We start from the raw sequence: 21,758 nt of genomic DNA, 5'->3' as shown, positions 1-21,758 counted from the left end.
CACGGCCAGTGAGCGACGCGTCTCGAACGGCATCCGGCGCCGCTGATTGGGACGCGCTGCGCGCGATCGCGACGGATGCCATGCGCCTCAGTTACTCGCCGTACTCGCGCTTCCCCGTCGGGGCGGCCGCGATCGTCGACGACGGGCGCACGGTGCGGGGCGCGAACATCGAGAACGCGTCGTACGGCGTGACACTGTGCGCCGAGTGCTCGCTCGTCTCGGATCTGGTGATGAGCGGCGGCGGCAAGCTCGTCGCGTTCACCTGCGTCGACGGGCACGGCGCGGTGCTGATGCCGTGCGGGCGCTGCCGCCAGCTGCTGTTCGAGCATTCCGCCCCTGGCATGCTTCTCGAGACCGTGTCGGGTGTGAAGACCATCGATGAGGTGCTGCCGGATGCTTTCGGGCCGCGCACCCTGAAGGAGTACGAAGACTGATGGCGGTCGAACCGTTCGATGCCGTTGACCTGATCGCCGCCAAGCGGGACCGCGGCACGCTCACGACGCCGCAGATCCAGTGGCTGGTCGAGGCGTACACCCGCGACTACGTCGCCGACTCGCAGATGTCGGCGCTCGCGATGGCGATTCTGCTGAACGGCATGACCCGGCAGGAGATCCGCGACCTGACGATGGCGATGGTCGCCTCTGGCGAGCGCCTCGACTTCTCGGGCTTGGGGAAGCCGACCGCCGACAAGCACTCCACCGGCGGCGTCGGCGACAAGATCACGCTGCCGCTCATGCCGCTTGTGGCATGCTTCGGCGTCGCGGTGCCGCAGCTCTCGGGCCGCGGCCTCGGCCACACGGGCGGCACGCTCGACAAGCTCGAGTCGATCCCCGGGTGGCGCGCCTCGCTCACCAACGAGGAGGTGTTCGCGCAGCTCGCCGGCCCCGTGAGCGGCGTCATCTGCGCAGCGGGCGCCGGCCTCGCCCCGGCGGACAAGAAGCTCTACGCGCTGCGCGACACGACGGGCACGGTCGAGGCGATCCCGCTGATCGCCTCATCGATCATGAGCAAGAAGATCGCGGAGGGCACCGGGGTGCTGGTGCTCGACGTGAAGTTCGGCTCCGGCGCCTTCATGAAGGACTTCGCGAAGGCGCGCGAGCTCGCGCAGACGATGGTCGAGCTCGGCACGGATGCGGGGGTCGCGACCTCTGCGCTGCTCACCGACATGAACGTGCCGCTCGGTCTCACGATCGGCAACGCCAACGAGGTGCGCGAGTCCGTCGAGGTGCTCGCCGGGGGCGGCCCCGCCGACGTCGTCGAGCTGACCGTGGCGCTCGCGCGCGAGATGCTCACGCTCGCCGGGCAGCCCGACGCCGACGTCGAGGCCGCGCTGAAGGACGGCCGCGCGATGGACCAGTGGCGCGCCTTCGTCACCGCCCAGGGCGGCGACCCCGACGCCGCTCTGCCCGAGCCGCGCGAGACGCACACGGTCACAGCGCCCGAAGCCGGGGTGCTCACCAAGCAGGACGCCCTCGCGTTCGGCATCGCCGCCTGGCGGCTCGGCGCCGGCCGCGCCCGGCAGGAGGACCCGGTGGTGCACGCCGCGGGCATCGAGCTGCACGCGAAGCCGGGCGACACCGTCGCGGCAGGGCAGCCGCTCTTCACGCTCGCCGCCGACGACGCGGCGCGGTTCGAGCGGGCGCTCGAGGCGCTCGACGGGGCGTGGGCGATCGGCGAAGCATCCGATCACACGCACTCGCCACTCGTGGTGGAACGCATCGGCGCGAACTCATGAGCGCACCCGACCGCGAATACCTGCTCGAGGGCGTCAGCATCAACGCGCTGCCCAAGGTGAGCCTGCACGACCACCTGGACGGCGGCCTGCGCCCGCAGACGATCATCGAGCTGGCCGACGAGCTCGGGCTCGAGATTCCGGCGACGGATGCCGCGCAGCTGCAGACCTGGTTCGAGAGCCGCGCCGAAGCCGGCAGCCTGGTCGAGTACCTGAAGACCTTTGACGTGACCGTCGGCGTCATGCAGACGGCAGGGGCGCTCGCGCGCGTCGCCCGCGAGTTCGTCGAGGACCTGCACGCCGACGGCGTCGTCTACGGCGAGATCCGCTGGGCGCCCGAGCAGCACCTGTCGCGCGGGCTCACCCTCGACCAGGCGGTCGAGGCCGTGCAGTCCGGCATCGACCAGGCGGTCGCGCAGATCGAGGCGGCCGGCGGCTACATCCGCATCGGGCAGCTGCTGTCGAGCATGCGGCAGAACCCGGGCCGCGCCATCGAGATCGCCCAGCTGGCGGTGCGCCACCGGGACTCCGGCGTCGTCGGCTTCGACACGGCGGGGCCAGAGTCCGGCTTCCCGGCCTCGACCATGCGCGCCGCGTTCGACTACCTCGCGGCCGAGTGGTTCCCCGTCACCGTGCACGCCGGCGAGGCCGACGGGCTCGAGTCGATCCGCTCGGCGCTGCTCGACGGCCGCGCGCTGCGCCTGGGCCACGGCGTGCGGCTCGCCGAGGACCTGCTGATCGAGCGGCAGGACGACGAGAACACGTATGTCTCTCTCGGCCTGTTGAGCCAGTGGGTGAAGGACCGCGAGATCGCCCTTGAGACGAGCCCGACCTCGAACCTGCAGACCGGCGCGGTCGAGCGCTGGGGCACGACGATGGCCGACCACCCCTTCGACCTGCTCTACCAGCTCGGCTTCCGCGTCACGGTCAACACCGACAACCGCCTGATGAGCGGCACGAGCCTCACACGCGAGCTGTCGCTGCTGTCCGACGCGTTCGCGTATCGCCTCGACGACCTCGAGACCTTCCAGCTCAACGCCGCCGCCGCCGCGTTCCTGCCGATCGAGGAGCGCGAAGAGCTCGTCGACCGCATCGCCGTCGGCTTCGACGCTGTGTAGAAGTTCCCCCGTCATTCGATAAAATCGTGAGTATGCCGTTGCCACAGCTGCCCGATGATGCGATCGAGTTCGACGTGGCAGCGGCCGACTGGCGCGGTGCCATCCGCCTTGCCGGCGACGCCCTGGTGCGCACCGGCGCGGCGACCGATGCCTACACCGACCGCATGATCTCGGTCGTCGACGAGTTCGGCGCCTACATCGTGGTCGCCCCCGGCCTCGCGCTCGCGCACGCCCGCCCAGGCCGCGACGTGCTGCGCGACGGCATCTCGGTCGTGACGCTCGCCGAGCCCATCGCCTTCGGCCACGCCCACAACGACCCCGTGTCGGTCGTGGTCGGCATCGCGAGCGTGAGCCCCGAGACGCACGTCGGCCTCGTCGCCGAGATGGCGAACGTGTTCAACGACCCGCAGGCGATTCCCGCGCTGCGGGCCGCGACGACCGCCGCCGAGGTGCGCTCGGTGCTCGGCGCCTGAGCCCTCAGTCCTAGGCCGCGAGCAGCGCGCGCAGCGCCGCGTCCAGCGCGGCGAGCTTCGCCGAGGCGTCCGCCCCCGAATCCCCGCGCACGTCCAGATAGACCTTCAGCTTCGGCTCGGTGCCGCTCGGGCGGATCATCACGCGCGACCCGTCGGCGGTCAGAATCCGCAGGATGTTGTCCACGGGCAGCCCCGGCACCGTGCCGGTCGCGAGGTCGTCGAACGACGTGACCGCGACCTCGCCGAGGGTGCGCGGCGGCTCGGCGCGCAGCCGATCCATGATGCGCCCGCGCTCGGACAGGTCGGTCACGCGCAGCGAGATCTGGCCGCTCGCGAAGTGACCGATCGCCTCGGCGATCAGCGCGAGCTGGTCGGCGACGGTGCGGCCGGCGGCCTTCCACCGCAGCGCGAGCGCGAGGAAGCGCGTGGCGGCCGAGATGCCGTCTTTGTCGCGCACCGTCTCGGGGTTCACGAGGTAGCCGAGCGCCTCTTCGTAGCCGAACAGCAGGCCGGGGGCGCGCGAGATCCACTTGAAGCCGGTGAGCGTCGTGGCGTGACCGAGTCCGAAATGGGTCGCGATCTCGCCCAGGGCGGGGGAGGAGACGATGGATGCCGCGAGCACGCCGGGCTCGTGGTGGGCGCCGTGCGCCGTTCCGGCCTCGTCTTCTGCGGCGGCCCAGCCGAGCAGCATCCCGACCTCGTTGCCCGACAGGCGGCGCCAGCCGCCCTCGGCGGAGGCATCCGGAATCGCCGCCGCGAACCGGTCGGCATCCGGGTCGTTCGCGACGATCAGCTCTGCGCCGTGTTCGCGCGCGGTCTGCATCGCGAGGTCGAGCGCGCCCGGCTCCTCCGGATTCGGGAACGACACGGTCGGGAACGCCGCATCGGGCTCCTGCTGGGCGGCGACGCTGACCGGCGCGGGCAGCCCCGCAGCCTCGAAGACGCGCGAGGCGGTGTCCCACCCGACGCCGTGCATGGCGGTGTAGACCACGTCGAGCGAAGTGTCCCCGGGAAGCTCGCCGGCGACGGCGGCCGTCGCCGCGACATAGGCGTAGACCAGCGACTCGTCCGCGAGTCCGAAGTCGGTCGACCGCGGCAGCCCGGTGATCGGGCCCGCCGCCGCGACCGCCGCGATGTGCGCCGCGATCTCGCTGTCGGTCGGCGGCACGATCTGCGAGCCGTGGTCGCCGCCGCCGAGGTAGACCTTGTAGCCGTTGTCGCGCGCCGGGTTGTGCGAGGCCGTCACCATGACGCCGGCCGACACGTCGAGGTGGCGCACGGCAAAGGCGAGCACGGGTGTCGGCAGCAGGCGCGGCAGCAGAATCGTGCGCACACCGGCGCCCGCGAAGATCTCGGCCGAGTCCTCGGCGAACACGCGCGAGTTCTTACGCCCGTCGTAGCCGATGACGACGGATGCCTGCTCGCCGTGCTTCTCGCGCAGATAGGCCGCGAAGCCCGCGGCGGCCTGCGTGACGAGCACTCGGTTCATGCGGTTCGGGCCGGCGGCGAGCTCACCGCGCAGGCCGGCGGTGCCGAAGGCGAGGCGCTCGTCGAAGCGCGCGTGCAGCTCGGCGAGCGCGGCCGCATCGCCGCTCGCCGCACCGTCGATCAGCGCCTCGAGCTCGGCGCGGGTCTCGGCATCGGGGTCCTGGGCCACCCACGCGCGGGCGGCTTCGACGACGTCATCCGTCGCATGCGCAGTGAAATCGCTCACAGCTCACCCACGATCTTCGCCAGCAGCGCAGAGATGACGGGCTCGGCCGCCTGGCCGGCCTCGATCACCTCGGCGTGCGAGAGCGGGTTCGGCGAGATGCCGGCGGCGAGGTTGGTGATGAGCGAGAGCCCGAGCACCTCCATGCCGGCCTGGCGCGCGGCGATCGCCTCGAGCGCGGTGGACATGCCGACGATGTGCCCGCCGATCGTATTCGCGAACTGCACCTCGGCCGGGGTCTCGTAGTGCGGGCCGCGGAACTGCACGTACACGCCCTCGTCGAGGCTCGGTTCGATGCTCTTCGCGAGCTCGCGCAGCCTGGGCGAGTAGAGGTCGGTCAGATCGATGAATGTGGCGCCCTCGAGCGGGCTCGCGGCGGTCAGGTTGATGTGGTCGCTGATGAGCACGGGTGTGCCGGCCTGCCAGTGCGGCTTGATTCCGCCTGCGCCGTTCGTGAGGACCATGACGGATGCCCCCGCCGCGGCCGCGGTGCGCACCGAGTGCACCACGTGCCGCACCCCGTGCCCTTCATAGAAGTGGGTGCGTGCCCCGATCACGAGCGCGTGCTTGCCGTTCGGCAGCGCGATCGAGCGCAGGGTGCCCACGTGCCCTTCGAGCGCGGGCTTGCGGAAGCCCACGACCTCGGTGGCCGGGATCGTCGCGACGGTCTCGCCGATGAGGTCGGCGGCCCTGCCCCAGCCGCTGCCGAGGGTAAGGGCGATGTCGTGCTTCGCGACGCCGGTCTTCTCGGCGATCTGCTGCGCGGCCTCGTGAGCCACGTCGAAGGGGTCGGTCTCGGGGTTGTCCAGAATCGAGGCGTCGGCCATTCCGCGAGTCTATTCCGCGCACCGCCCGAAGCGCCGCCGTGAGCACCCGCCATAGGGTGGGTGTCGTGGCCACCCCCCGCTGGACGCCCGACGGCCCCGACCTGGTCATCGAGGGCGACAACCTCGACGTCATCCAGACCTTCCCCGACGCGTCCTTCCGGCTCATCTACATCGACCCGCCGTTCAACACGGGCAAGAAGCAGTCCCGCCAGGCGATCAAGACGGTGAAGTCGCAGGCCGGGTCGCGGCTGGGCTTCAAGGGGCAGAGCTACGAGACGGTCAAAGGCGCGGTCTCGAGCTACATGGACAGCTTCGACGACTACTGGGCGTTCCTCGAACCGCGGCTGGAGGAGGCATGGCGGCTGCTCACGCCCGATGGCACTCTCTATCTGCACCTCGACTACCGCGAGGTGCACTACGCGAAGGTGCTGCTCGACGCGCTGTTCGGCCGCGACTCGTTCCTCAACGAGATCATCTGGGCGTACGACTACGGCGCCCGCTCGAAGACCAGGTGGCCGGCCAAGCACGACAACATCCTCGTCTACGTCAAAGACCCCGAGAACTACGTCTTCAACAGCACGGCTGTCGACCGCGAGCCGTACATGGCGCCCGGTCTCGTCACGCCGGAGAAGGCGGCGCTCGGCAAGCTGCCCACCGACGTCTGGTGGCACACGATCGTCTCGCCCACGGGCAAGGAGAAGACCGGGTATGCCACGCAGAAGCCCCTCGGCATCCTGCGCCGCATCATCCAGGCCAGCAGCAACGAGGGCGACTGGGTGCTCGACTTCTTCGCGGGCAGCGGCACGACCGGCGCGGCGGCCGCCGAGCTCGGTCGCCGGTACGTGCTCGTCGATCAGAGCCCCGAAGCGATCGCGATCATGAGGCGCCGGCTCGGGCATACGGCAGACTGATCATCATGGCGTTCGAATTCGAGCGGAAGCAGCGGATCACGATCGTGGGCGGCGGCCCGGGCGGCTACGAGGCGGCTCTCGCGGGCGCCCAGCTCGGCGCAGATGTCACCGTCATCGAGCGCACCGGCATTGGGGGCTCGGCGGTCATCACCGACGTCGTGCCGTCGAAGACGCTGATCGCGACAGCAGAGGCGGCCCGCAACATCCCCAACGCGGTCGGACTCGGCGTGCAGTTCTTCACGCGCGGTGAAGACGATCGGCCGCACCGTCCCGAGATCGCGGTGAACCTCGCCGCGGTCAACAAGCGCATCCTCGGCCTCGCGCGCCAGCAGGGCGAGGACATGCGGGCAGAGCTCGTGCGCGCAGGCGTCAACATCATCGAGGGCGTCGGGCGGCTCGAGGGCGAGCGCACCGTCGTCGTCTCGACCGGCACCGGCCGCGGCAGCACCGACTTCGACCGCATCGAGGCCGACACCATCGTGCTGGCGACGGGCGCGAGCCCGCGCGAGCTGCCCGCGGCGAAGCCCGACGGCGAGCGCATCTTCACCTGGACGCAGCTCTACAACCTGAAGGCGCTGCCCGAGCACCTGATCGTCGTCGGCTCGGGCGTCACCGGCGCCGAGTTCGCGTCGGCGTACATGAACCTCGGGGCCAAGGTCACGCTCGTCTCGAGCCGCGACCAGGTGCTTCCCGGCGAGGACTCCGACGCCGCACGCATCCTTGAAGACGTCTTCACCCGCGGCGGTATGACGGTGCTCTCCAAATCGCGCGCAGAGAAGGTCGAGCGCACCGACGACGGCGTGCTCGTGACGCTCTCAGATGGGCGCACGGTCGAGGGCTCGCACTGCCTCATGGCCGTCGGCTCGATCCCGAACACGGCCGGCATCGGCCTCGAAGAGGCGGGGGTGCAACTCGCGCCGAGCGGCCACATCCGCGTCAACCGCGTCGCGCGCACCTCGGTGCCGAACATCTATGCCGCGGGCGACTGCTCCGACGTTCTCCCGCTGGCATCCGTCGCGTTCATGCAGGGCCGCACCGCGGTCTTCCACGCCATGGGCGACGCGGTCACGCCGATCGAGCTGCGCAACGTGACCTCGAACATCTTCACGCACCCCGAGATCGCCACGGTCGGCTGGTCGCAGAAGCAGATCGAAGAGGGCATCGCGCAGGGCGAGATCTACAAGCTGCCGCTGCAGACCAACGCCCGCGCGAAGATGCAGAACGTCAAGGACGGCTTCGTGAAGCTCTTCGCCCGCACCGGCTCGGGCACCGTGATCGGCGGGGTCGTCGTCGCGCCGCGCGCGAGCGAGCTGATCTTCCCGCTCGCGCTCGCCGTCGAGCACCGCCTCACCGTCGACGACGTCGCCAAGGCGTACGCGGTGTTCCCGTCGATGTCGGGAGCGATCACGGATGCCGCACGCGCGATGCACATCGTCGGCGGCTGAGCCGGCTGAGCCGCCCCAGCCGGCTGAGCCGCCCCAGCCGGCTGAGCCGCCCCGCGGCGCCGCGTTGAGCCACTAGCTTCCGCTGTGCGCTACTCGGATCCGGATAGCGCGAAGCGGATCCTGGTGGCGCAACCGGTCAGACGACGAAGTCGGGCAGCAGGATCTCCGACTTCCGGAAGTGCCGGAACGCGGACGCGCCGACCGAGATGGCGAGGGCGGCAAGCATCCAGCACACCATCACGGTGACGCCCACGCCGACTCCCGCCGAGCCGCCGGCGATCAGCGAGCGGATCGCGTTCGCGACGTAGGTCAGTGGCAGCAGCCCGTGCAGCACCTGGAAGAAGCCGGGCGTCGTCTGGATCGGGTACGTCGCGCCGGCCGCGGCCACCTGCAGCACGAGCAGGATCAGCCCGAGGAACCGACCGCGGCTGCCGAACAGCACCATGAGCGTGTGGTTCACGGCCGTGAAGGCGAGTGACGTGAGCCCCATGAAGAGCGCGAGGCCGGCCGGGTGCTGCGGGTGCACGCCGATGCCGAGCGTCACGACGACATAGAGCAGGGCGGCCTGCACGAGCGAGATCCACGCGCCGCGCGCGTAGCCGAGCAGCGCCGCGAGCCAGCCGGGGCGCCCCGCATCGATCGCCCGCTGCGGAATCGCGCGCAGGATCATGTAGATCGACAGGCCGCCGACCCACGCGCCGAGCGCGAGGAAGTACGGGGCGAGCCCGTAGCCATAGCTCGGCACGCCGTTGAGCCTGCTCTGCGAGAGCCCCACGGGCTGCGCTGCGATGCCGCTCAGGTGCTTCTTGTCCGCGTCGTCGTAGCTGGGCACGGATGCCTGCCCCTTCGCGAGCTTGTCGGCAAGCTCGCTCGAGCCCGACGCCAGCGTGCCCGCCCCCGAGTCGAGCTGCTTGGCCCCGTCGGCCACCTGCCGGGTGCCGGTGGCGAGGGCGGATGCCCCGGTCGCGGCTTGCTGTGTCTTGGTCGCAAGAAGCTGCGCGCCGCTCGCCGTCTGCTGCGCACCGGAGGCGAGCGCCTGCGCCCCCGCGGCGGTCTGCTGCGCACCCGCCGCGACCTGCTGCGCGCCTGTCGCAGCCTGGTGGGCCTTCGTCGCCAGGGTGTTCGCACCGGCGTCGGCCTGGTCGATGGCGTTCAGCAGTGCAGGCGCGTCGGTGGAGAGCCGGGATGCCTGCTGAGCAAGCTGCTCTGCGCTGCCCAGCCGGCTGATCTGCGTGCACAGCTGTGTGAGCTGCGGGTCGGCGCTCTGGCCTGAGTTGACCAGGTTCTGGCACATCGCGATCGCCTGATCGACCTGCGCCGAGTAGGTGGTCAGCCCGCTCGACAGGGCGCCTGCGACGCTCGACAGCTGCGTGGCCTGCGACGCGAGCGGATCGGTCTTCGACTTGAGTGTGTCGAGCCCGTCAGCGAGCTGGTCGGTGCCGTCGGCGAGCCGGCTCGTGCCGTCGGCGAGCGTCTGCGCGCCGGTGGAGAGCCTGCCGGCGCCGCTCGCGAGCGACTGGGTACCGGTCGACAGCTGGGCGGTGCCGCCGGCGAGGGTCTGCGCGCCCGACGACAGGCTGCCGAGGCCCGAGGCGAGCTGTGATGCGCCGTCGGCGCTCTGCTGGGCGCCCGTGCTGAGCTGATCCGCCCCGGACTTCAGCGTGCCGGCGCCTGAGGCCACCTGCTTGGCGCCCTTCACCGCGTCGCCCAGCTGGCCGCCGATCTCGTCGATGCCGCTGTAGATCTGCGAGAGGTACTCCTGTGCGACGCCCTTGGCGGCCTTCTGCGAGACGACCAGGCCGACGGTCTTGGCCGCGACGCCGACGATGTAGTTCTGGCCGTCATCGGTGGTGATCGTGATCTGTGAGTCGGCGGCGTCGAGAGGCTCGTCCGAACCGAGCGAGGCGGCGTGGGCAGACATGGTCTTCGGCAGCGTGATGGTGGCGAGGTAGGTGCCGTTCTTCAGTCCGGCGCGTGCGGAGGAGGCATCCGTCTCGTGCCAGTCGAAGTCGTTGTCCGCATGATCCGTCACCAGCTCGTGGGCGACGGACTTGCCCACATCGATGGTCTTGCCGTCCTGCATGACGGGCTGGTCGAGGTCGACGACCGCGGCCGGGATCTTGTCGAGGCGATGCGTGGGGTCCTGGTTCGACCAGATCAGCGCGCCGCCGTAGATGAGCGGGATGCACGCGATCGCCGCGATCGCGATGCGCGCCGCGCGGCTGTGCTTCCTGTCGGTCGCCGTCTGAATCGGACGCTTCGTCATTCGTCTGCCTCTCCCGCTCTGATTTACAGATGTAAATGAGCCTGCCGACGGCCTATCTTACACTTGTAAACCACGTTGTTCGCATGGCTTGAGAGGATGGTCGAATGGATGCCCCGGCCGATGACCCACGCGCGGCGCGCTCCAAGCGCGCGTTGATCGCCGCGGTGACGGGCCTGCTCGACGAGCACGACCTCGACGAGCTCTCGATCACGCAGGTCGTCGCAGCGGCCGGGGTCACGCGGCCCACCTTCTACCAGCACTTCGGCGACCTGACCGAGCTCGCGCGGGCCGCGGCCGTCGCACGGCTCGACACCGAGTTCGAGCGGCACCCGGCGCCAGCCGAAGCGCCGCGCAGCGGCACCTCAGGCGTCTCGCACGTCGAGTCGGTCGTGCGCGATCTGCTCGAGCACCTCGCCGCGCACCGTGCGTTCTACCGCCGGGTGCTGCACGGGCCGCGCTCCGGGGCCGCGGTCGACGCCGCGGTCGATCTCGTGGCGCGCCGCATCCTCGAGCGGTCGCTGCCGCTGCTCGGCAGCGCCGCGGGCTCCGACGACTCCGACCCCGAGTCAGAGGAGCTGCGCGACAGCGTCGTCATCGTCTCCGGCGGCATCGTGTGGCTGCTCAGCGGCTGGCTCGGCACTCCGCTGACCGGTCGCGACTCGGTCGAGGCGATGGCGCACCGCATCAGCGTGCAACTGGTGCGCCTCGGCCAGTCCGCTCCCGATCGTTGAGGAGCGGGCGAGCGTGCGAGCCCGCCTCTCGAAACGGCCTAGACGATGTTGAGCAGGCGCGTGCCGCTCGACACGGTCGCGCCGACCGCGGCGTTGATGCCCTCGATCGTGCCGTCGCGGTGAGCGACGATCGGCTGCTCCATCTTCATGGCCTCGAGCACGACGACGAGATCGCCCTTGACGACCTGAGCGCCCTCTTCGACCGCGATCTTGACGACGGTGGCCTGCATCGGCGCGGTGATGGCGTTGCCCGACGCCACCGGCACACCGCCCGCAGAGCCGCGGCCGCCCGACAAGCGCTTCGGGGCAGCGGCTCGCGCGGCACGGCCGGCGGGCGCTGCGGTCAGCAGCTGCGCGGGCAGGGTCACCTCGACGCGCTTGCCCTCGACCTCGAGCACGACGCTCTGCCGCTCCTGGGGCGCGCTCGGCTCGGTGGCCGCGCCGCTCCACGGCTCGACGCCGCCCGCCCACTCCGTCTCGATCCAGCGGGTGTAGATGCTGAACGGCTCGCCGTTCTCGGGGGCGAACGCGGGGTCGCGCACGATCGCGCGGTGGAACGGCAGCACGGTGGGAAGCCCGGCGACCTCGAACTCGTCGAGGGCGCGGCGCGAGCGTTCGAGCGCCTCTTCGCGGGTCGCGCCGGTGACGACGAGCTTCGCCAGCAGCGAGTCGAACGCGCCCGAGATCTCATCGCCCGACTGCACGCCCGAGTCGACCCGCACGCCGGGGCCTGACGCCGGCTTGAACACGTGCACGGGGCCGGGCGCCGGCATGAAGTTGCGGCCGGCGTCCTCGCCGTTGATACGGAACTCGAACGAGTGGCCACGCGGCTCGGGGTCGGGGTAGTCGAGCACGCCGCCCTCGGCGAGGCGGAACTGCTCGCGCACGAGGTCGAGGCCCGTGACCTCTTCAGAGACGGGGTGCTCGACCTGCAGGCGGGTGTTCACCTCGAGGAAGCTGACGGTGCCGTCCTGACCGATCAAGAACTCGCAGGTGCCGGCGCCGAGGTAGCCGACCTCCTTGAGGATCGCCTTCGACGCGCGGTACAGCTCGTCCTTTTGCTCGGAAGTCACGAACGGCGCGGGCGCCTCCTCCACGAGCTTCTGGTGGCGGCGCTGGAGCGAGCAGTCGCGGGTCGAGACGACGACGACGTTGCCGTGCGCGTCGGCGAGGCACTGGGTCTCGACGTGGCGCGGCTTGTCGAGGTACTTCTCGACGAAGCACTCGCCGCGGCCGAATGCCGCGACGGCTTCGCGCGTCGCCGAGTCGAACAGCTCGGGGATCTCTTCGCGGGTGCGGGCCACCTTCAGGCCGCGGCCGCCACCGCCGAACGCGGCCTTGATGGCGACGGGCAGCCCGTGCTCATCCGCAAAGGCCAGAACCTCTGAGGCATCCGCCACCGGGTTCAACGTGCCGGGCGCCATCGGCGCACCGGCGAGCTCGGCGACGTGACGCGCGCTGACCTTGTCGCCGAGTCGCTCGATCGCCTCGGGGCTCGGGCCGATCCAGATGAGGCCGGCGTCGATGACCGCGCGGGCGAAGTCGGCGTTCTCGGCGAGGAACCCGTAGCCGGGGTGCACCGCATCGGCGCCCGATCGGCGGGCGACGCCGAGCAGCTTCTCGATGACCAGGTAGGTCTCTGCGCTCGTCGTGCCGTTCAGGGCATAGGCCTCGTCGGCGAGGCGCACGTGCACGGCATCCCGATCCTGGTCGGCATAGACCGCTACCGATCCGATCCCACTGTCCTTCGCGGCTCTGATGACTCGAACGGCGATCTCGCCACGGTTTGCGATCAGGACTTTGGAGATACGGGGCACCATCCCAGCCTACGAACCCTCAAGGGGGTGCATTTGGCCGACGCCGACAAAACTCTCGAAAAGGCTTTGTTCAGTTCGTTCGGTTCCAGAGTTCTGTCCACTCGACGCCGAGCGACCGCACCAGGTGACGCAGCGTCGGCAGCGACATTCCGACCACCGTCGACGGGTCGCCGTCGATGCGCTCGATGAACGGGCCGCCGAGACTGTCGATGGTGAAGGCGCCGGCGACTTGCAGGGGCTCGCCGCTGGCGACATACGCGTCGATCTCGGCGTCCGTCATATCGGGGACGAAGGTGACGGATGCCTCGGCCACGGCGCCGACGGCGCCGCGCACCTCCCCGCCCCGGTGGTCGATGACCCAGTGGCCGGAGTGCAGCACGCCAGTGCGGCCGCGCTGCCCGTGCCACCGCTCGGTGGCGATCTCGGCCAGGTGCGGCTTCCCGTAGATGACGCCGTCGAGCTCGAAGGCGCTGTCGCAGCCGACGATGAGGCCGTCGATCACGGCGCCGTCCACCTCGGCTCCGACGACAGCCTCGGCCTTGGCGCGCCCGAGCAGTTGCACCATGTGTGCGGGCGAGAGCGCACCGTGCTCCGCCTCGGCGGCCGCGACGGCGAGCGGCTCGTCGACGTGGGACGGCACGACGACGGGTTCGATTCCTGCGTTGCGCAGCAGCCAGAGCCGGGCGGGCGACGTCGATGCGAGGTAGAGGCGCATGGCGGCAAGCCTAGAGTCCCCACGCGAGGGGGACGGGTCCTGTCCCCCTAAGAGACGACTGTTCTATACGCGGGTCTATGGGGACTATTGGTACAGCACAGCAACTCTCTTCAGATGCTGTCCAATCACTCGCCGCAAAAGGGTATGCAGGGCGGGTGCCATTGGGGGGAGTGGGGGCGATATTCGGGTTATCGCTCCGACTCGAGGCTTCCGGTGGGGGCGTGTGAAGAACCGCCCCCACCGCAAGCCTGGTGGTCACCCCGCCTTGATCTCCAGCCACAGCGTGACATCGTCGTCATCGCCGTCGGCCGACTCCTTGAGCCCGACGACCGTCACCGCAACCTCCTCCGCGCGCGGCACGGTGCGCACGATCAGCGTGTCCGCGTCCGCTTCGCCGATCGCCGCGGCGAGCTGCCCGAGCACGCGCTGCCGACGCGGCTCGTCGAGCTCATCGAGGCCGCCCTCGTCGAGCAGGCTGACCGCAGAGCCCCGGCGGCGGGCCGCCGTCACCACCCGGCGGACGTCGTCGTTCAGCAGGCCGCGCCCGCGGATCTCGTCGCGCATCGTCGCCTCGAGCAGCAGGCACTCGGTGCGCTGCTCCTCGGTCAAGTCGCCGCCCGAGCGCACGATCTCCGTGAGCAGGGGCTCGGCCATCGTGTAGGTGTGCTCGAGGCGGCGCTGCCGCTCGACCACGTGCGCGTCATATGCCGCACGCCACTCGGATGCCTGCCGCTCGACCTCGGCGAAGCGCTCGGCGTCCTCCCCGGTCTTGGTCACGGCGTACATGACGACGTTGGCGGCGACGACCCACACGATCGAGCCGACCACGCCGAGGTCGCCGAGCGAATCGAACCCGGCCCACCAGATCGTGTACACGGTGAGGAATCCGATGCCGATCCAGGCATACGTGTCGCGTCCGCGCACCATCACGATCGTGAGCAGCGTGCCGATGGCCGCGACATACCAGGTGGCGTAGCCGTTCGAGTTGTCTGCGTCGAGCTGCGAGGTGACGGCGAGGGGCACGCCGACCGCGACGGCGAGGTCGAACACCGCCACCCACGCCGGCAGGAGACGGCGGCTCGGGCGCAGCAGGCTGAGCACGATCGCGGCGGCGTAGGCGGCGAGGGAGACGAGGGTGGGCCACGGCGAGGCCGGCACGGCGATAGCCGACAGCGCGAGCACGACGTGGTACGCCGAGAAGATCACCGCGAGCAGGATGATGGCGATGCGCGAGGGGTTGATCACGACTCGCCCCCGAGCTCGCCGAGGTCGCGGTCGTCGGCACCCGGCCGCCAGTTCAGCGTGATGGCCGTTCCGCGGCCCGGCGCCGAGTCGACCTCGGCGGTGCCGCCGACGATCTCGACGCGCTGGATGATCGAGGTCGCGAGCCCGAGCCGCCGCGGCGCCACGCGCGCGACGTCGAAGCCGACGCCGTCGTCGACGATGCGGATGCGCAGCCCACTCCCGGCGCATTCGATCGAGACCGTGCGCTCCACCTCCGGGCCGCCGGCGTGCTGCGAGCTGTTCATCACCGCCTGCACCGTGGCGGCCAGCAGCGCCTCGGCGACGTTCGCGGGCAGCGGCACCGCGCGCACGCCCGTGTCGTCGATGCGCGGCGGGTGGGGGATGGCGGCTGCCGCATCACGGATGCCTGCGGCCAGGCTCGCAGCATCCGTCATCTGCTCCGGGCTGGCGCTCGGCGCCGGCTTCATCGACGAGAGGTGGCCGAGCGCGTCGCCCGCCATCCGTGCGGCCAGCCGCTTCGCCTCCGGCGTGCGGGCGTTCGCCGCGGCGAGCAGGGTGGTCAGCACGCTGTCGTGCACCAGCGCGTCGACCTCGACGCGCTCCGCCTCGCCGAGGTGCTCGCGCAGACCGCGCTCGTAGCCGTCGAGGGCGGCGCGCTGAGCGGCATCCACCTCGCCGGCCGCCGTGCGCAGCATCCAGGCGATCGTGAGGATCACGCTGCCGACGATCGCGGCATACAGCGCGTCGAGCACGGCGGCGTTCCACTGTCGGCCCGCGGTGACCGCCCAGAGGATGAAGCCGAACAGTGTCGGCGCGGCCACCGCATAGATCGCGGCGAGCCAGAGCGTCAGGCGCACGGCGGCGTACGCGGAGGCGACGGTGCAGAGCGTCCACAGCCACGGGGTGCCGTCGATGGTGGTGCCCTCTGCCGTCACCGGCCAGAGCAGCAGCACCACGAGGTAGAGCGCCGCGAAGGCGGTCGTCGCCGCGCCCACCCCGCGCTGCACGATCGCCGCGATGACGGCCCAGAGCAGGCACGCGCACAGCGCGAGCGCCTGAGCCCAGCCGAGCGGCTGGCGCAGCTCGTGCTGCTGGGCCATCAGCTGCGGGATGACGAGGATGCCGAAGACGACGCCGAACAGCACGATCGCCCGCGAGACCATGGTCTCGATGCGCGCCTGCGTCAGTGGGTGTCGGGGCGCGGGCGGCAGCGGGCTCGGCGGGGGAAGCTCGCCGGGGGTCGCCGCGAGCTGCGGCGGCTGCGGCTGCTGCGGTGACTCAGCGCTGGCCATCGCCCGCGGGGTCGGCGAGGCCGGGTAGGATGCCGTCTTCGACGGCGCGACGCAGCAGGTCGACCTTGGTCGGAGCGGGCCGGCCGATCTCGACGTATTTCACGCGCACGCGGTCGAGGTACTCGCGCGCGGTCGAGTGTGCGATGCCGAGCTGGGCGGCGACGGCCTTGAGCGGCAGACCCGAGGCATAGAGGTGCAGAACGTCACGCTCGCGCTGGCCCAGCTTGGCGCGCGCGAAGTCGTTGTCGGCGTCGATCGCGCTCGCCCACTCGAGGTTGTTGAGCACGCCGCCCTCTGCGACGGTGCGGATCGCGTCGATCACCGTCCCGGTCGGCGCCGACTTCGGAATCACGCCGGCGGCCCCGGCGGCGAGCGCCTCGCGCACGGCCTGGACCCGGTCGGCGATCGAGTGCACGAGCACCGCGCTGCCGGCATCCTGCAGGCGCTTCACGTTGTCGGTGACGCGCGATCCGTCGCCGAGCGAGAGGTCGAGGACGACCATGTCGGTGGGGGTCGCGGCCAGCGTGGGAAGCAGCTCGTCGACCGTCGCCGCTTCGCCGGTGACGGTGAACCCGGCCTCGCCGCACGCGGCGCGCAGGCCCAGGCGCACGGACTCGTGATCGTCGACGATCGCCACAGTGACCATGCGAGAAAGCGTAGCGGCGGCTGCGCGGCGAGGTTCTGCGCCTCCCGCCGACAGGCGCCCCCGCCCGGGGCCGCAGCTTCCGGGCGCGGGCGCACAAGCGGGGCGGGTCGAAAGGCTGCGTCAGTCGCGGGTGAGGCGAGCCAGCAACTCGACGTGGTGCGTGTTCGGGAACAGATCGAAGGCCTCGAGCGAGCGGATGCCGTAGCCGGCGGCTCCGAGCAGGGCGGCGTCCCGCGCGAAGGCCACGGGGTCGCAGGCGACATAGACGATCTGGGCAGGCTCGGTGCGCACCAGCTCGTCGATGACCGCTTTGCCTGCGCCCGAGCGCGGCGGGTCGAGCACGACGGTCGCCGCGCGCTGGCGGCCGCGCTCGACAGCGGTCGCGTCGTCGGCGAGCCCCTCGACGAAGCGCTCGACGCGCGCGGTGATGGCGCGGGCGCCGACCCAGTCGGAGAGGTTGCGGGCGGCGTAGTCCGTCGCCGTCTCGTAGGACTCGACGCTCGTGATGCGGGTCGCCTGCCCGAAGCGGTCGCCGACCGCAGCGGCGAGCAGGCCGACGCCTCCGTAGAGGTCGAGGTTCGCGGCCCGCGGGTCGAACTCGTCGGCGTCGATGGCGCGCTGCACGGCTGCGGTCAGCGTCTCGGCCGCCGCGCGATGCACCTGCCAGAAACCCAGCGCGTCGAGCGCGAACTCGCGGTCGCCCACCGTCTCGAGGATCGGCTGGGCGGGCGGCGCGCTGCCGTCGCGCGTGGTGACGATCGAGAGCGCGCGGCCCTTCGAGGGGGCGACGAGGTCGACGGATGACGCATCGCCGAAGCGGGTGGCCAGGGGAGCGATCTCGGCGATCGCATCGGTCGCTAGCGGCAGGCTCGTCACCGGGATCACCGTGTGCGAGCGCGCGGCGAACGGCCCGACCGTGCCGTCGGCGGAGGCCTGCAGCCGCACCCGGGTGCGCCACCCGGTGCCGTCGCGCTCGTCGTCGCCGGGCAGCGCCTGCACCGTGAAGTCGTCGGCCGGCTCGATGTGCGCCATCCGCGTCAGGGCGTCGACGGCGACCTGACGCTTGAGTTCGCGCTGGTGGGCGAGCTCGATGTGGCCGAACTCGGCGCCGCCCGCGCGACCTTCAGGATCGCGGGTGACGGATGCCTCGCGCCAGACGTGCTCGCGGCGATGCGGGCTGGCCTCGAGCACCTCGAGGGTGTCGGCGCGCCAGAAGGATTTCTTCGCCTCGGTGACTCGTGCGCGCACGCGCTCGCCGGGGATCGCGTCGGCCACGAACACCACCCGGCCCTCATGCCGGGCCACCATCACGCCGCCGTGCGCGACGCCGGTCACCTCGAGCTCGAGCTCGGTGCCGACGGCCGGGTGAGGAGCGGCGGCGGGGCGCTGGGGGCGGCGGGGCGGTCTGCGTGCAGGCATCCGTCAATCGTCCCATGCGCTCGCTGGGCGCAACGTGGGCTACAGGCCTTCTGCCGTGAAGCCGCGCCAGTCGCCGCGCAGCGGGCGGCGCAGGCCGCGGGTCGAGCGCGCCCACTCGGAGCGCGGCGGCTCGCTCACGCGGGTGGCCGAGGCCGCTGACTGCTGCTGCAGCGCCGCCGTGAGCACGGCGGTTGCCGCCGCGATCTCTTCGGGGCTGAGACCCTGCGTGACGAAGCGGATGTCGGCGGACGCCTGAGCGGCAGGCTCTTCCGCACTCGCCTGCTCGGCGCGGTGCTTCGGGCTCACAGTGCTTCCTCGCTCGCGGCCGCCCCGCTCACAGTTGCCTTGCTCACAGGGGGATGTTCCCATGCTTCTTCGGCGGCATCGACGCCCGCTTGGTGCGCAGCGAGCGCAGCGCCTTGATGATCGCAGTGCGGGTCGCGGCCGGCTCGATGACCGAGTCCAGCGCCCCGCGCTCTGCGGCGAGGTAGGGCGAGGCCACCTCGTAGGCGTAGTCGCTGGCGAGCTTCTGGCGAAGCGCTTGCACGTCCTCGCCCCGCTCACGGGCATCCGAGATCTGCGAGCGATACAGGATGTTCACCGCGCCCTGGCCGCCCATCACCGCGATCTCGGCCGTCGGCCAGGCGAGGTTGATGTCGGCGCCGAGCTGCTTCGAGCCCATGACGATGTACGCGCCGCCGTAGGCCTTGCGCGTGATGATCGTGACGAGCGGCACCGTGGCCTCCGCGTAGGCGTAGAGCAGCTTCGCGCCGCGGCGGATGACGCCGGTCCACTCCTGGTCGGTTCCCGGCAGGTAGCCGGGCACATCGACGAGCGTGACGATCGGGATCGAGAACGCGTCGCAGAAGCGCACGAAGCGCGCGGCCTTCTCGCCCGCGTCGATGTTGAGCGTGCCAGCCATGGCGTTCGGCTGGTTCGCGATGATGCCGACGGAGCGCCCCTCGACGCGGCCGAACCCGATCACGATGTTCGGGGCGAACAGCGGCTGGATCTCGAGGAACTCGCCGTCGTCGACGATGTGCTCGATGACCTTCGTGACGTCGTAGGGCTGGTTCGGGGAATCCGGCACCAGCGTGTTGAGCTCCTGGTCGGCATCCGTGATCTCGAGCTCGGGCTCGACGTCGTAGACCGGCGCGTCCGTCAGGTTGTTGTCGGGCAGGTAGCTCAGCAGGTTCCGCGCGTAGTCGAGCGCGTCGGCCTCGTCGGTCGCGAGGTAGTGGCTGACGCCGGAGAGCTTGTTGTGGGTGAGCGCACCGCCGAGCTCTTCGAAGCCGACGTTCTCGCCCGTGACGGTCTTGATCACGTCGGGGCCGGTGACGAACATGTGGCTCGTCTTGTCGACCATGATCACGAAGTCGGTGAGAGCGGGGGAGTACACCGCGCCGCCCGCGGCCGGCCCGACGACGATCGAGATCTGCGGGATCACGCCCGAGGCCGCCGTGTTGCGGCGGAAGATCTCGGCGTACTTGCCGAGGGCGACGACGCCTTCCTGAATGCGCGCGCCGCCCGAGTCGAGGATGCCGATGATCGGCGACCCGGTCTTGATCGCGTGGTCCATGACCTTGATGATCTTCTCGCCCGCGACCTCGCCCAGCGAGCCGCCGAAGGTCGTGAAGTCCTGGCTGTAGATCGCGACCTGGCGGCCGTCGATCGCGCCGACGCCGGTGATGACCGCGTCGCCGAAGGGGCGCTTCGCCTCGAGGCCGAAGCCGGTCGAGCGGTGGCGCACGAACTCGTCGAACTCGACGAAGGTGCCGGGGTCGAGCAGCCCGAGAATGCGCTCGCGAGCCGTCAGCTTGTCTTTGGAGTGCTGCTTGGCCGCGCTCGCCTCCTCTTTCACCGTCACGGCCTCGTGGTAGCGGGCCTTCAGGTCGGCGATGCGGCCTGCGGTGGTCGCGAGGTCGGGGCCGTCGCTGTCGTCGGTAGCGGGGCCGTCGGTGGCGGGCGAGGTGGCGTCTGCGGTCACGCTTTTCACCCTACCCGCGCACTTCCGGCGCACACCGTTGACGGATCCCTACAAAGGCGGCGCAGATCGTTAGCAGGTTACGGATGCTTCGCCGGGAGGTGCGTGGGCGCCGCGCGGCCGCTTCGCCAGGTGGCGTTCGGCGCACATGGATGCTTCGCCGAGGGGTGCGCTGATGGGGATATTCGCGCGCAGAACCCCATCGCGGCACCCCTCGACGAGGTCGTGGCGCGCGGGGTGCAGCGGCGCGCGGCATGGTCTGCGGTGAGGTCGTGGCGCCGGCGTGCAGCGGACTCGCCCGACACAGGGGCCTGGCGTGCGCAGTTGTCCCCAATACGGTGCCTCGGCCGGATGGTGCGCTCGTCGCAGTCGCCAGACTCGCGGCCATGCGCCATGCCACACCGCTGCCGAGCCACCTCGCGACAGCCCCGTTCACCGTCGGCCAGGCCGATCAGGCCGGTGTGACGCGAGATCGGCTCAGGGCCCGTGATCTCACCGATCCGTTTCGCGGCGTGCGCGTGCCGCGAGCCCTGCTCGACGACGCTGACGCAGACAAGCGGTTTGAGATTCTCTGCGACGCCTACCAGGCGAAGCTGCCGCGCGGTTGGTTCTTCAGCGGCCCCACTGCGGCACGGATCATCGGCGTGCCCCTTCCTGATCGGCTCGAGCGACTTGAGGTGCACATCACGGCTCCCGGCGATTTCCTCCCACGCGGCAAGTACGTGATCGGCCACAAGGCCGCCTCTGCCGAGACCACGTCGATGTTCGGGCACCGCGTGCGAGTCGCGGCGGAACTGTGGTGCGAGCTGGCGTCCTTCCTCACCGTCGACGAGTTGATCGCGGCGGGCGATCGGATGCTGTCGGACAAGCCGGTGCTGCTCACGACGAAGCGCCATCTCGAGCGCGCCGTCGCGGCGTTCAGCGGCGGGCGGGGAGTTCGGAAGCTGCGAGAGGCGCTGCCGCAGCTTCGCGAGAACGTCTGGTCGCCGCGCGAGACCTGGGTGCGGCTGGTGCTTCTGCGCGCCGGGTTGCCCGAGCCGGAGCGGAACGCGCGAATCTACGGCGCCGACGGAAGGTTGATTGCGGTCGGGGACCTGGTGTATCGGCGATGGAAAGTGGTCATCGAGTACGAGGGCGAGCGCTGGCACAAGGATCGGTGGTCGGGCATCGATGTCGACCGCTACAACAAGCTGGTGCTCGCCGGCTGGACGGTGATCAGGGTCCGTAAGCACCACACGGAAGCCGATGTCGAGCGGATGACGCGCGAAGCGCTGGCTCTTCGCGGTTGGCGAGCCTAGGGATGCCGCACCGAGGGGTGCCGCGATGGGGGAACTCCGCCGCAGAACGCCATTCCGGCACCCCTCGCAAATCGGACGACGCACAGGAGGCCGTGACTCTTGCGCACGCGCCAGGGGTGCTGCACCGA

Annotated in this window: 19 protein-coding genes; 8 read left to right on the top strand and 11 right to left on the bottom strand. The window is 70.8% G+C overall.

What is annotated here, in order from left to right; all coding sequences use genetic code 11:
* The first annotated feature begins 8 nt into the window (after positions 1-8).
* The 4 genes from ABD736_RS14820 to ABD736_RS14805 are packed head-to-tail and all read left to right on the top strand — an operon-like array spanning position 9 to position 3,323.
* Positions 9-434 (top strand): cytidine deaminase, encoded by a 426-nt coding sequence (locus tag ABD736_RS14820; RefSeq protein ID WP_344792645.1) that lies wholly within the window; start codon positions 9-11, stop codon positions 432-434.
* Complete coding sequence (locus tag ABD736_RS14815) at positions 434-1,735, top strand: thymidine phosphorylase (RefSeq protein ID WP_344792644.1); 1,302 nt, start codon at positions 434-436, stop codon at positions 1,733-1,735. Before ABD736_RS14820 ends, ABD736_RS14815 begins: the two co-directional genes overlap by 1 nt.
* On the top strand, positions 1,732-2,850 hold the full coding sequence (locus ABD736_RS14810) for an adenosine deaminase (protein WP_344792642.1): 1,119 nt from the start codon (positions 1,732-1,734) through the stop codon (positions 2,848-2,850). Before ABD736_RS14815 ends, ABD736_RS14810 begins: the two co-directional genes overlap by 4 nt.
* A 32-nt stretch (positions 2,851-2,882) precedes the next feature.
* On the top strand, positions 2,883-3,323 hold the full coding sequence (locus tag ABD736_RS14805; RefSeq protein ID WP_344792641.1) for a PTS sugar transporter subunit IIA: 441 nt from the start codon (positions 2,883-2,885) through the stop codon (positions 3,321-3,323).
* 10 nt (positions 3,324-3,333) lie between these two features.
* Here ABD736_RS14805 and ABD736_RS14800 read toward each other — a convergent pair whose 3' ends face one another.
* On the bottom strand, positions 3,334-5,037 hold the full coding sequence (locus tag ABD736_RS14800) for a phospho-sugar mutase (protein ID WP_344792640.1): 1,704 nt from the start codon (positions 5,035-5,037) through the stop codon (positions 3,334-3,336).
* Positions 5,034-5,861, bottom strand: coding sequence for a purine-nucleoside phosphorylase (locus ABD736_RS14795; RefSeq protein ID WP_344792639.1), 828 nt, complete (start codon positions 5,859-5,861; stop codon positions 5,034-5,036). The genes ABD736_RS14800 and ABD736_RS14795 overlap by 4 nt, the downstream gene beginning before the upstream one ends.
* A gap of 65 nt (positions 5,862-5,926) precedes the next feature.
* On the opposite strand from ABD736_RS14795, the gene ABD736_RS14790 reads away from it, so the two are divergent.
* Positions 5,927-6,772 (top strand): DNA-methyltransferase, encoded by an 846-nt coding sequence (locus tag ABD736_RS14790; protein ID WP_344792638.1) that lies wholly within the window; start codon positions 5,927-5,929, stop codon positions 6,770-6,772.
* Between the two features lie 5 nt (positions 6,773-6,777).
* Positions 6,778-8,217 (top strand): NAD(P)H-quinone dehydrogenase, encoded by a 1,440-nt coding sequence (locus ABD736_RS14785; protein WP_344792637.1) that lies wholly within the window; start codon positions 6,778-6,780, stop codon positions 8,215-8,217.
* Positions 8,218-8,353: 136 nt separating this feature from the next.
* On the opposite strand, the gene ABD736_RS14780 is transcribed toward ABD736_RS14785, so the two are convergent.
* Complete coding sequence (locus tag ABD736_RS14780) at positions 8,354-10,483, bottom strand: YhgE/Pip family protein (protein ID WP_344792636.1); 2,130 nt, start codon at positions 10,481-10,483, stop codon at positions 8,354-8,356.
* A gap of 104 nt (positions 10,484-10,587) precedes the next feature.
* Between ABD736_RS14780 and ABD736_RS14775 the strand changes: the two genes are divergently transcribed.
* A complete protein-coding gene (locus tag ABD736_RS14775) occupies positions 10,588-11,214 on the top strand; it encodes a TetR/AcrR family transcriptional regulator (RefSeq protein ID WP_344792635.1) in 627 nt (208 codons plus the stop codon).
* 38 nt (positions 11,215-11,252) lie between these two features.
* On the opposite strand, the gene ABD736_RS14770 is transcribed toward ABD736_RS14775, so the two are convergent.
* The 8 genes from ABD736_RS14770 to ABD736_RS14735 all read right to left on the bottom strand — a co-directional run bounded on the left by ABD736_RS14770 (position 11,253) and on the right by ABD736_RS14735 (position 20,335).
* Positions 11,253-13,031 carry an acetyl/propionyl/methylcrotonyl-CoA carboxylase subunit alpha gene (locus ABD736_RS14770; protein ID WP_344792634.1) on the bottom strand — a complete coding sequence of 593 codons (1,779 nt, stop codon included), beginning with the start codon at positions 13,029-13,031 and terminating at the stop codon, positions 11,253-11,255.
* Positions 13,032-13,101: 70 nt separating this feature from the next.
* The gene (locus ABD736_RS14765) at positions 13,102-13,746 is read right to left on the bottom strand and encodes a Maf family protein (RefSeq protein ID WP_344792633.1); all 645 of its coding nucleotides are present in this window, start codon (positions 13,744-13,746) and stop codon (positions 13,102-13,104) included.
* Positions 13,747-14,001: 255 nt separating this feature from the next.
* Positions 14,002-14,991: a hypothetical protein gene (locus ABD736_RS14760; RefSeq protein ID WP_344792632.1), complete on the bottom strand. Its 990-nt coding sequence runs from the start codon at positions 14,989-14,991 to the stop codon at positions 14,002-14,004.
* Positions 14,988-16,283 carry a sensor histidine kinase gene (locus tag ABD736_RS14755; RefSeq protein ID WP_344792631.1) on the bottom strand — a complete coding sequence of 432 codons (1,296 nt, stop codon included), beginning with the start codon at positions 16,281-16,283 and terminating at the stop codon, positions 14,988-14,990. Before ABD736_RS14755 ends, ABD736_RS14760 begins: the two co-directional genes overlap by 4 nt.
* Positions 16,270-16,929, bottom strand: a complete 660-nt coding sequence (locus ABD736_RS14750) for a response regulator transcription factor (protein ID WP_344792630.1) — start codon at positions 16,927-16,929, stop codon at positions 16,270-16,272. Before ABD736_RS14750 ends, ABD736_RS14755 begins: the two co-directional genes overlap by 14 nt.
* A 120-nt stretch (positions 16,930-17,049) precedes the next feature.
* Positions 17,050-18,348, bottom strand: coding sequence for a class I SAM-dependent RNA methyltransferase (locus ABD736_RS14745; RefSeq protein ID WP_344792629.1), 1,299 nt, complete (start codon positions 18,346-18,348; stop codon positions 17,050-17,052).
* A gap of 39 nt (positions 18,349-18,387) precedes the next feature.
* A complete protein-coding gene (locus tag ABD736_RS14740) occupies positions 18,388-18,654 on the bottom strand; it encodes an acyl-CoA carboxylase epsilon subunit (RefSeq protein ID WP_344792628.1) in 267 nt (88 codons plus the stop codon).
* Between the two features lie 43 nt (positions 18,655-18,697).
* Positions 18,698-20,335 (bottom strand): acyl-CoA carboxylase subunit beta, encoded by a 1,638-nt coding sequence (locus ABD736_RS14735; protein WP_344792627.1) that lies wholly within the window; start codon positions 20,333-20,335, stop codon positions 18,698-18,700.
* A 383-nt stretch (positions 20,336-20,718) separates the two neighbouring features.
* On the opposite strand from ABD736_RS14735, the gene ABD736_RS14730 reads away from it, so the two are divergent.
* A complete protein-coding gene (locus ABD736_RS14730) occupies positions 20,719-21,630 on the top strand; it encodes a hypothetical protein (protein WP_344792626.1) in 912 nt (303 codons plus the stop codon).
* Positions 21,631-21,758: the final 128 nt, after the last annotated feature.

The sequence above is a fragment of the Gryllotalpicola daejeonensis genome, from assembly GCF_039538145.1.
Classification (GTDB): Bacteria; Actinomycetota; Actinomycetes; order Actinomycetales; family Microbacteriaceae; genus Gryllotalpicola; species Gryllotalpicola daejeonensis.
Note: the sequence above shows the minus strand (reverse complement) of the source record. Positions and strands in the feature narration are given on the sequence as shown.